Raw genomic sequence first — 10825 nt, forward strand, 5'->3', positions numbered from 1 at the left:
TTCGATCCAGTCGGGGTCGATCAGCGTACTGAGTCGATCCAGATTGGTGGGGATCCGGCTCAGGGTATGTGCGAGTTCGTGGTGCAGGGGGGTCATGTAAAAAGAGGACGTGAATCACGTCCTCTTTTTAACTCAATACCAGCGGCTAGCGCTTAACTGACTGGCATTACGCATCGCGCGGGCTTTTTCTATCTGGCTGGCTCATCAGGCAAACAGCTCGGCGTTACTCAGCAAGCTGGCGGCGGCGTCCTTGCCGGACACCAGGAAGTTGCTCACTCCCACTTCCGGCCAAGCGATGGCCAGCGCTGGATCATTCCAGATGATGGCACGCTCGAACTGCGGCGCCCAGAAGTCGGTGGTTTTGTAGAGGAACTCGGCCGAATCGCTGGTGACAACAAAACCATGCGCAAAGCCTTCCGGCACCCATAGCTGGCGCTTGTTCTCGGCGCTCAGCGTCACACCTACCCAGCGGCCAAAGGTCGGCGACGATTTGCGGATGTCGACTGCAACATCAAACACCTCACCGGCGACCACGCGCACCAGTTTGCCCTGGGCCTGCTGGATCTGGTAATGCAGGCCACGCAACACCCCGCGCTGCGAGCGCGAGTGGTTGTCCTGCACGAATTCAACCTGGCGCCCGACTGCCTCGTTGAATTTGGTCTGGTTGAAGCTTTCAAAGAAAAAACCACGATCATCACCGAACACGGTCGGTTCAATGATCTTGACGTCGGGAATGGCGGTATCGATGATTTTCATCAGAACAACTTCTCTTGCATCAAATTAAGCAGATAGCGGCCGTAGCCGGTTTTTTTCAACGGCTCGGCCAGGCGGGTCAGCTGTTCATCGTCGATCCAGCCGGCGCGATAAGCGATTTCCTCCGGGCAGCTCACCTTCAGGCCCTGGCGTGCCTCGATGGTCTGGATAAACTGGCCGGCCTCCAGCAGCGATTCGTGCGTGCCGGTGTCCAGCCATGCGTAGCCACGCCCCATGGTCTGCACATCCAGCTTGCCACGCTGCAGATAGACCGCGTTCAGGTCGGTGATTTCCAGCTCGCCACGTGGCGACGGCTTGATCGACTTGGCGATCTCGACCACGTCGCTATCGTAAAAATACAGACCGGTTACCGCGTAATTGGACTTCGGTTTGGCCGGCTTTTCTTCCAGACTGAGCGCGCGGCCCTGTGCGTCGAATTCGACCACGCCATAGCGCTCCGGGTCATTCACGCGGTAGGCAAATACGGTGGCACCATCCTGCACGGCTGCAGCACGGGCCAGCAGCGGCGCAAAATCGTGGCCATAGAAAATATTGTCGCCCAGCACCAGCGCAGCATTGTCGTCGCCGAGAAATTCCTCGCCAATCAGAAAGGCTTGCGCCAGCCCATCCGGACTGGGTTGCACCGCGTAGTGCAGCGACAGGCCCCACTGGCTGCCATCACCCAGCAATTGCTCAAAGCGCGGCGTGTCCTGCGGGGTGGAAATGATCAGGATATCGCGGATGCCCGCCAGCATCAGCGTGCTGAGCGGGTAATAAATCATCGGCTTGTCGTAGATGGGCAGCAGCTGCTTGGATACGGACAGGGTGGCCGGGTACAGACGGGTGCCCGAGCCCCCGGCCAGAATAATGCCTTTACGCTTCTTCATGGTGTTCTCAGCAAATCAGTTGCATGACGTGCGCCAGCCCCTGCTGCCAGTCAGGCAGGGCCAGGCCGAAGGTGCTGCGCAGCTTGTCGGTGGACAGGCAGGAATTGGCCGGGCGTGGTGCCGGCAGCGGGTAAGCGCTGGTCGGGATCGGCTGAATGGCATCGACGCTCAGCTTGAGCACCGCGCCGCGTGCCTGCGCCGCAGTCACGACTGCCTGTGCATATTCATACCAGCTGGTGCTGCCGGCAGCCACCAGATGGTAAAGACCAAACGGGAAATCCGCCGGCGCGTTGCGATGCAGGTACTGCGCCAATACCTGTGCCGTAACATCGGCCAGCAGCATGGCGCCGGTTGGCGCACCACGCTGGTCGGCCACGATTTTCAGCTCTTCGCGCTCACGTCCAAGCCGCAGGATGGTCTTGGCAAAGTTGCCGCCGTGCGCACCGAACACCCAGCTGGTGCGGAAAATCAGGTGGCGGCAACCGCTGGCGCGGATGGCATCCTCCCCCGCCAGCTTGGTCTTGCCATAGACGGACTGCGGGTTCGGCCGGTCCGCCTCGGTGTACCAGCCCGGCTGGCTACCGTCGAACACGTAATCGGTGGAGTAATGCACCAGCAGCGCCTGATGCGCGCGCGCCCATTCGGCCAGCACCTGCGGGGCATCGGCATTGATGAGCTGCGCCAGCGCCGGCTCGCTCTCTGCCTTGTCGACCGCGGTATGTGCCGCCGGGTTGACGATGATGTCGGGCTGCACCCGGTCCAGCAATGCGCGCACAGCAACAGCATCGGTCAGATCGCACTCTTCGCGGTCCACCGCAACCACCTTGCCCAGCACCGCCAGGCTGCGCTGCAGCTCGAAGCCCACCTGACCATGCCGACCGGTAACGAGGATGGTCTTCATGTCACGCTCCATACTGCTGGCTGATCCATTCGCGGTAAGCACCACTGGTGATGTTGCTCACCCATTGCAGGTTGTCCAGATACCAGCTGATGGTTTTGCGGATGCCGCTCTCGAAGGTTTCGGCCGGCTTCCAGCCCAGTTCGCGCTCCAGCTTGCGCGCATCGATGGCGTAGCGGCGATCATGGCCGGGTCTATCCTGCACAAAGGTGATCTGCGTGCGGTAGGACTGGCCGTCGCCGCGCGGCTGCAGCTCATCCAGCAGCGCACAGATGGTGTGCACCACATCCAGATTGGGCTTTTCGTTCCAGCCGCCCACGTTGTAGGTCTCGCCCACCTTGCCTGCTTCCAGCACGCGGCGGATGGCGCTGCAATGGTCCTTCACGTACAACCAGTCGCGCACCTGCTGGCCATCACCGTAAATGGGCAGCGGCTTGCCGCCCAGCGCATTCTGGATCACCAGCGGAATCAGCTTTTCCGGGAAATGATAGGGGCCGTAGTTGTTCGAGCAATTGGTGGTCAGCACCGGCAAGCCATAGGTATGGTGCCACGCGCGCACCAGATGGTCGCTGGCCGCCTTGCTGGCCGAGTACGGGCTGTTCGGCTCGTAGGGATTGGTTTCCGCAAACGGGGCATCATCGGCCGACAGGGTGCCATAGACCTCATCAGTCGATACATGCAGGAAGCGGAACGCGGCCTTCTGTTCGGCCGGCAGCTCGCTCCAATAAGCGCGCACGGCCTCCAGCAGATTGAAGGTGCCGACCACATTGGTCTGGATGAAATCACCCGGGCCATGGATGGAACGGTCTACATGCGATTCGGCGGCGAAATTGACCACGGCACGCGGCTGGTGTTTTGCCAACAGGCTGGCAATCAGCGCACGGTCGCCGATATCGGCGTGAACGAAGACGTGGCGCGCATCGCCATCCAGTGATTTGAGCGTATCAAGATTGCCGGCGTAGGTGAGCTTGTCGACATTGAGCACCGGCTCATCCGAGCCAGCCAGCCAGTCGAGCACAAAATTGCCGCCGATAAAGCCGGCGCCCCCTGTAACCAGAATCATGTTTATTCCTTCTCGATCAAATAAGCCGGCCGGCGATAAATCATCCAGCGCGGCGAGCGAAACCGCGCGATGCTGCGGTACAGCCAGATATACAGCACTGCAAAGCCCAGCAGGGCCAGCTGCAAGGCATGGGTATTGGACCATAGAATCGTCGCAGGAATCACGCCCAGCGACGACAGCAGCCACAGATACGGCGAAGTCATTGAATTGCGCATGGTGCGGTGGTGCGGGTGGCTGCTGCCCACCGCCCAGCGCATCATGCGCTTGTAGATAAGCTGGTGCAGATGCGCCGCATCGGGCAAGCCAACATGATGGCGGCGTTGCATACGGCGGTGGATGGTGAACACGGTCTCCATCACCGGGTAGATCAGCAGTACCGCCGCATACCAGGCGGAAATCTGCGGGTGGCGCTGCACCAGCGCAACCACCAGCGCGGCAATTACGAAGCCATACAGATAGGCACCGCCATCACCAAGGAAAATCAGCCCGCGCGGCCAGTTCCACAGCAAAAAGCCGACGCCGGCACCAATCATGGTCATGGCAACGATGACCACCATGCGATCACCTACCTGCACGCCGACATAGCTGATTGAGCCCAGAATGATCAGCGATACCGCAACCGCCAGGCCGTTATAGCCATCGATCAGATTGATGGCATTGATCATGCCCACCACGGCAAACACGGTAAATGCCGCCGCCAGCCAGCTGTATTGCAGCAAGGCCTGATCAAGCAGTGACACATCAAGCCGGAACACGCCGATACCGCAGCCGAGGAACAGCAGCAAGGCCGACACGGCCATGCAGGCCAAGCGGGTCTTGATCAGGCCAATTTTGAGCAGATCTTCGGCAAAACCGCCGAGAAAACAGGGCAAGGCTGCCACGCACAGCATGGCAATGGCTGGCCACTGGCGAGATGATTCGAGTGCAGCCATCAGCGGCACCGTCAACACCAGCGCGCCACAAATCGCCAGACCACCGATGCGCGGTACGGCGCGTACATGGAATTTCTGTACGCCATCCAGCTCAAAGTCAGCACTCAGATGCTCATGCAGCTTGATATATCGCAACAACAGCAAGCAAAACATGAAGGACAGCAGAAAAGCGATAAAGAAGTAGGCAATGGCCATTCGGTAAGGGCTCCTCAGGGCGCGCCGTGGTGGAGAACCGGCTGCAGTTGCGGTTCAGTGCGCGGGCAAGCGCTCGATATCCGCCTTGCGTGCCTGATCGTGAAACCAGCCCCAGCGGGAGAAATAGCGCATCGCGGAACACAGATGCCAGTAGAGGGGTTTGCCCAAACGATAGGAGCTGCGTGCATGACCATGCGTGATGCGCGCCGCAGGAGCAATTGCCACCTGCCAACCATCACGTCGCCATCTGCGACACAAATCGTAGTCTTCCAGATAGAGGAAGTAGCCTTCGTCAAACCCATGTATCCGTTGCAATGCGTTGCTGCGGCACAGCATACAACAACCCGAAGCAATCGGCACGACCGCCGGACAGGCGAAGTCGAAGTCGCGTAATTCATACCATGGGAATTGCTTTCCAAAAAAGAAAGAACCCAGGGGAAAGCGGCGACCGAACAGAATGCCGGGCGTAGGCATGCGCTTGGCCAGATACTGACGTTGGCCGTCCAGACCAAATACGTCCGGCATTACGGCAGCCAGTTGCGGGTACCGCATCAGGGGGCCCAACAAAGCCATGATAGGGGAAGCCTGCCAGCAAACATCGGGGTTGACGATCAGATGAAATTCCGCAACCGCGCCGATGGTGGCAAAAATGCGATTATGCCCGGCGCCAAAACCCAGATTGCGCCCGGCACTCAGGTAAACCCAGCCGCGCCGCAGCACTTCAGCGCGCAAGGCCGGATCATCACCATTATCGAATATACCAAAAGCCGCCAGACCGGGCTCGGCCTGCAAGCAATCAAACAACGGTAATAGTTCCGTTACCGGCGTGCAATAAACCACCAGCCCGGCGGTAAAACGGCCGGGCTGGGCTGGAATGGCTGCAGTCGCGGCGGCGACGGTCAAAACACGAATTGCGACTTGTCGGACGCGCTATGCAGACGCGGCAGGTTGAATTCAAACAGCTTGGTGTCGCCGAACGCGGCACCGGCACGGGTCACGCGCACCGCCGACATGATGGGCAGCTCGCCCACGATGGCGATCAGGCGGCCACCGTCGGCCAGTTGCTCGCGCAGCACCACCGGCACTTCGGCCACGCTGCCGGTCAGGATGATGGCATCGAACGGCGCGCCCGGGTTGGCAGCAGCCAGGCCATTGCCCTCTTCGATACGCGCATTCTTGATGCCGGCGCGCAGCAGGTTGGCCTCGGCAGCGTGCTTCAGGTCCAGATCGATTTCGACGCCGATCACCTGCTTGGCAAGGCCGGCGGCCAGTGCCACCAGATAGCCGGTGCCTGCACCGACCACCAGCACGCGGTCGCTGGCTTTCAGCTCCACGTCCTGCAGCAGGCGCGCTTCGAGCTTGGGCTCCAGCATGCTGTTGCCGTTGGGCAGCGGCAGCGCAACATCGACGAAGGCCAGCTCTTTCTTGTCGGCCGGCACGAATTCTTCGCGCTTCACGTCGAACAGGCGCTGCAGCACCTTGCTGTCCAGCACGTCCCACGGACGAATCTGCTGTTCAACCATCAAATAACGGGCGCGGTCCCAATCCATGTCTCTGATCCTTGGTGGCGGCCGGCAGCGGCCGGCGTGTCAACTGAATAACTTGCGATTATCCCATAACTTCGGGTAACGTCGATGCACAGTATTTTCGCTAGGGGTTCCGTGCCGGTTTGCCGGCGTGGATGAGAGAGTCCCTCAGCACCTGATCCGGCTCATACCGGCGTAGGGAAGCGAATCTGCAGGGCGTGCTCATGCCCTGCATCCGTTCTCCTGCGCCTTCTACATGCTTTGCAGGAGGCACCATCTTGAACAAATCCGTTGAATTCCGCGCCAGCGACGCCCACGTGGACGAAGCAGCCATCCAGCCCTTGCCCAACTCGCGCAAGGTCTACGTACAGGGTAGCCGGCTCGATCTGCGCGTGCCCATGCGCGAGATCACCCAGACCGACACGCCCACCTCCTTCGGTGGCGAGCAAAACCCGCCCATCTACGTTTACGACTGTTCCGGCCCCTATACCGACCCGCAAGCACGCATCGATGTGCGCAAGGGCTTGGCGCCAATTCGTGCCGGCTGGATCGAAGAGCGTGGTGATACCGAGCTGCTGAGCGGCCTGACCAGCGAATACGGCCGCATGCGCGAGGCCGATGCCAGCCTCGACCCGCTGCGCTTCGAGCTGACGCGCCAGCCGCGCAAGGCCCGTGCCGGCGCCAACGTCACGCAAATGCACTACGCACGTCAGGGCATCATCACGCCCGAGATGGAATACATCGCCATCCGCGAAAACCTGCAGCGCGAGCAATACATGGCATCGCTCAAGGCCATTGGTGCCAAGGGCGAGAAAATGGCCGCCATGATGCTGCGCCAGCACCCCGGCCAATCGTTCGGCGCCAGCATTCCGCAGCTGATCACGCCGGAATTCGTGCGTGACGAAGTGGCGCGCGGCCGCGCCATCATCCCCGCCAACATCAACCACCCCGAAGTCGAGCCGATGATCATTGGCCGCAACTTCCTGGTGAAGATCAACGGCAATATCGGCAACAGCGCCGTCACCTCTTCCATCAACGAGGAAGTGGACAAGATGACCTGGGGTATCCGCTGGGGCGCCGACACCATCATGGACCTGTCCACCGGCAAGAACATCCACGAAACACGCGAATGGATTCTGCGCAATTCGCCGGTGCCGATTGGCACCGTGCCCATCTACCAGGCGTTGGAAAAGGTCAATGGCAAGGCCGAAGACCTGACCTGGGAACTGTTCCGCGACACGCTGATCGAGCAGGCAGAGCAAGGCGTGGACTACTTCACCATCCACGCTGGCGTACTGTTGCGCTATGTACCGATGACGGCCAACCGCATGACCGGCATCGTGTCGCGCGGCGGTTCCATCATGGCCAAGTGGTGTCTGGCGCACCACAAGGAGAATTTCCTCTATACGCACTTCGAGGAAATCTGCGAAATCATGAAGGCCTACGATGTATCGTTCAGCCTGGGCGACGGTCTGCGCCCCGGCAGCGTGTGGGATGCCAACGACGACGCGCAGCTGGGCGAGCTGAAAACACTGGGCGAACTCACCCAGGTGGCATGGCGTCATGACGTGCAAACCATGATCGAAGGCCCCGGCCACGTGCCGATGCAGCTGATCAAGGAAAACATGGACCTGCAGCTGGAATGGTGCGACGAAGCGCCGTTTTACACGCTCGGCCCGCTCACCACCGACATCGCCCCCGGCTATGACCACATCACCAGCGCCATCGGCGCCGCGCAGATCGGCTGGTACGGCACCGCCATGCTCTGCTACGTGACGCCCAAGGAGCACCTCGGCCTACCCAACAAGGACGACGTGAAGGAAGGCATCATCACCTACAAGCTGGCTGCCCATGCCGCCGACCTGGCCAAGGGCCACCCCGGCGCGCAGATCCGCGACAACGCGCTATCCAAGGCCCGCTTCGAGTTTCGCTGGGAAGACCAGTTCAACCTCGGCCTAGACCCCGACCGCGCGCGTGAATTCCACGACGAAACCTTGCCGCAGCAAGGTGCCAAGGTGGCGCACTTCTGTTCGATGTGCGGCCCGCACTTCTGTTCGATGAAAATCACCCAAGACGTGCGCGACTACGCCGAGCAACAAGGCATTGCCGCCGAAGAGGCGCTGCAAAAAGGCATGGAAACCAAGTCGATTGAATTCGTGAAGGCCGGGGCGCAGGTGTATCACAAGGCGTAGGCACCTGTGATGCACATCAAGCAGCCTTAACTACCCGCCGCCAGCATCAAGAATCCGGCAAAGCCGGGGTCTTGATGCTGTTGCAGATGCAGCAGCGGCACTCCCCTGCGCCATACCCCACCCCGGTCACAGTGCAAGGGCCTCGCGTCGCCCGTCTGTGGCACGAAGAGGCCGGCGCATCCGGCCCCTGCTACACCAGACCAGCGGAAGCAAGCAGCGCTCCGTCGGAACGCTCCAACGCCAATCCCTTGATTCCGTTATAATTCCGCCTCTTTACCCCAGCCGTCCAGCCTCATGAGTCTCCCGCTGCATCACCTCGAACTGCTCTCCCCTGCCAAAACGGTCGAAATCGGCCGCGAGGCCATCCTGCACGGGGCGGATGCTGTGTATATCGGCGGGCCGAGCTTTGGCGCGCGGCACAATGCCTGTAACGAGGTGAGCGAGATCGCCCAGCTGGTGCAGTTTGCACACCGCTATCACAGCCGCATTTTCGTCACGCTCAACACCATCCTGCACGATGCCGAGCTGGAGCCGGCGCGCAAGCTGATTCACCAGCTGTACGACGCGGGCGTGGATGCACTGATCGTGCAGGACATGGGTGTGTTGCAGCTCGATATCCCCCCCATCCAGCTGCATGCCAGCACACAGTGCGATATCCGCACGCCGGAAAAAGCACGCTTTCTGGCCGATGCTGGTTTCAGCCAGGTAGTGCTGGCGCGCGAGCTGACGCTGGGCAAGATCGCCAAGGTGCGCGAAACGCTGCCGCTCGATACCACCATCGAGTTCTTCATCCACGGTGCGCTGTGCGTGGCGTATTCCGGCCAGTGCAACATCAGCCATGCAGACAATGGCCGGAGTGCCAACCGCGGCGATTGCTCGCAAGCCTGTCGATTGCCCTATACGCTGACCGACGCCAATGGCGGCGTAGTGGCATTCGACAAGCATCTGCTGTCGATGAAGGACAACGATCAGAGCGCCAATCTTGAGGCGCTGATCGATGCCGGCGTGCGCAGCTTCAAGATCGAGGGCCGCTACAAGGACATGGGTTATGTGAAGAACATCACCGCCCATTACCGCGTGCTGCTGGACGAAATCCTGGAGCGCCGCCCCGAGCTGGCACGCGCCTCCAGCGGCAGTACCGACATCCACTTCACGCCGAACGTGGACAAGAACTTCCATCGCGGCCACACCGATTACTTCGTGAATGGCCGCGAGGATGGCGATATCGGCGCCTTCGATTCGCCCAAGTATGTTGGCGTCGAACTGGGCCACGTCACCCGGATCGGCCCCAAGTGGTTCGAGCTGGAGGCGGCCGAGCCGCTGTCGAACGGCGATGGCCTCAATTACATGAAGAAGCGTGAAGTGGTCGGCCTGCAGGCCAATACGGTGGAAAAGGTCGGCAAGGGCGAGGACGGCACCATCTGGCGCGTGTTCCCCAACGAAACCATGAGCAGCCTGGAAGGGTTGAAAGTGGGCCTGCGCATCAACCGCAACCGCGACCACGCGTGGGAAAAAGCGCTGACACAGAAATCGTCCGACCGCCGCGTGGGCGCGTGGCTGACCCTGGCGGATGATGCCAAGGGGCTGTCACTCACCGTGACCGATGAAGACGGCTGCAGCGCCACCGCGCGCGTGGACATGGCGCTGGAGCCGGCCAAGGATGCCGCCAAGGCCGAAAGCGGCTTGAAGGACAGTCTGGCCAAGCTGGGTAATACCATGTTCATTGCGCACGAAGCCAGACTGGCGCTGTCGCAGCCGTGGTTCGTGCCCGCCTCGACCATCAACGCACTGCGCCGCGATGCCATCGAGCAACTGGAGGCTGCGCGCATTGCCGCCTGGCCACGCCCGGAGCGCAAGGCCGCCGTCGAGCCGCCAGTGGTTTACCCGGAAACCTCGCTGACTTATCTGGCCAACGTGTACAACCAGGCCGCGCGCAATTTCTATACCAGGCACGGTGTGCAGATCATCGCCGCCGCCTACGAGGCACATGAAGAGCCGGGCGAAGTCAGTGTGATGATCACCAAGCACTGCCTGCGCTTTTCGTACAATCTGTGCCCCAAGCAGGCCAAGGGCGTGATCGGCGTGAAGGGCCAGGTGCGCGCCGAGCCGATGACGTTGAAATCGGGCAGCGAAACCTACACCCTCAAGTTCGACTGCAAGCCGTGCGAGATGCACGTGATCGGCAAAATGAAGCCGCACATTTTCAAATCCGCCCCGCCGTCCAACGTGCCAGTGCAGACCATCAGCTTTTACAAGGCTCGCCCGCAGTAAGCGCCGCCAACAAAACCCTGCTGGCGGCGTTACGCTCACTTGCCGTACGCCTTGTACTGTCTGCGTTTCGCGTGCCTTGCCAGCACCGCTACACTGGGTTTTGTTAGC

9 protein-coding genes and 1 riboswitch are annotated in these 10825 nt (G+C 60.9%); of the genes, 2 read left to right on the forward strand and 7 right to left on the reverse strand.

Annotated features, from left to right (window positions below; genetic code table 11):
• Nucleotides 1-204 precede the first annotated feature (204 nt).
• The 7 genes from rfbC to B9A19_RS21480 are packed head-to-tail and all read right to left on the reverse strand — an operon-like array spanning nt 205 to nt 6278.
• A complete protein-coding gene (gene rfbC / locus B9A19_RS21450; protein WP_084093192.1) occupies nt 205-756 on the reverse strand; it encodes a dTDP-4-dehydrorhamnose 3,5-epimerase in 552 nt (183 codons plus the stop codon).
• On the reverse strand, nt 756-1640 hold the full coding sequence (rfbA, locus tag B9A19_RS21455; protein WP_084093193.1) for a glucose-1-phosphate thymidylyltransferase RfbA: 885 nt from the start codon (nt 1638-1640) through the stop codon (nt 756-758). The genes rfbC and rfbA overlap by 1 nt, the downstream gene beginning before the upstream one ends.
• A gap of 7 nt (nt 1641-1647) precedes the next feature.
• Nucleotides 1648-2541 carry a dTDP-4-dehydrorhamnose reductase gene (rfbD, locus tag B9A19_RS21460; protein WP_217807145.1) on the reverse strand — a complete coding sequence of 298 codons (894 nt, stop codon included), beginning with the start codon at nt 2539-2541 and terminating at the stop codon, nt 1648-1650.
• A 1-nt stretch (nt 2542) separates the two neighbouring features.
• Nucleotides 2543-3601 carry a dTDP-glucose 4,6-dehydratase gene (rfbB, locus tag B9A19_RS21465; RefSeq protein ID WP_084093195.1) on the reverse strand — a complete coding sequence of 353 codons (1059 nt, stop codon included), beginning with the start codon at nt 3599-3601 and terminating at the stop codon, nt 2543-2545.
• A gap of 2 nt (nt 3602-3603) precedes the next feature.
• A complete protein-coding gene (locus tag B9A19_RS21470; protein ID WP_084093196.1) occupies nt 3604-4728 on the reverse strand; it encodes a glycosyltransferase family 4 protein in 1125 nt (374 codons plus the stop codon).
• Between the two features lie 54 nt (nt 4729-4782).
• Nucleotides 4783-5631 (reverse strand): glycosyltransferase, encoded by an 849-nt coding sequence (locus B9A19_RS21475; RefSeq protein WP_139799048.1) that lies wholly within the window; start codon nt 5629-5631, stop codon nt 4783-4785.
• Nucleotides 5628-6278 carry a protein-L-isoaspartate O-methyltransferase family protein gene (locus B9A19_RS21480; RefSeq protein ID WP_084093198.1) on the reverse strand — a complete coding sequence of 217 codons (651 nt, stop codon included), beginning with the start codon at nt 6276-6278 and terminating at the stop codon, nt 5628-5630. The genes B9A19_RS21475 and B9A19_RS21480 overlap by 4 nt, the downstream gene beginning before the upstream one ends.
• Before the next feature lie 92 nt (nt 6279-6370).
• Nucleotides 6371-6473: riboswitch (TPP riboswitch) on the forward strand.
• A 59-nt stretch (nt 6474-6532) separates the two neighbouring features.
• On the opposite strand from B9A19_RS21480, the gene thiC reads away from it, so the two are divergent.
• Together thiC and B9A19_RS21490 are read left to right on the forward strand one after the other, a co-directional pair.
• The gene (thiC, locus tag B9A19_RS21485; protein ID WP_084093199.1) at nt 6533-8446 is read left to right on the forward strand and encodes a phosphomethylpyrimidine synthase ThiC; all 1914 of its coding nucleotides are present in this window, start codon (nt 6533-6535) and stop codon (nt 8444-8446) included.
• 294 nt (nt 8447-8740) lie between these two features.
• Nucleotides 8741-10717, forward strand: a complete 1977-nt coding sequence (locus B9A19_RS21490) for a peptidase U32 family protein (RefSeq protein ID WP_084093200.1) — start codon at nt 8741-8743, stop codon at nt 10715-10717.
• Nucleotides 10718-10825 lie beyond the last annotated feature (108 nt).

This window comes from Andreprevotia lacus DSM 23236 (assembly GCF_900176275.1).
Taxonomy (GTDB): Bacteria; Pseudomonadota; Gammaproteobacteria; order Burkholderiales; family Chitinibacteraceae; genus Andreprevotia; species Andreprevotia lacus.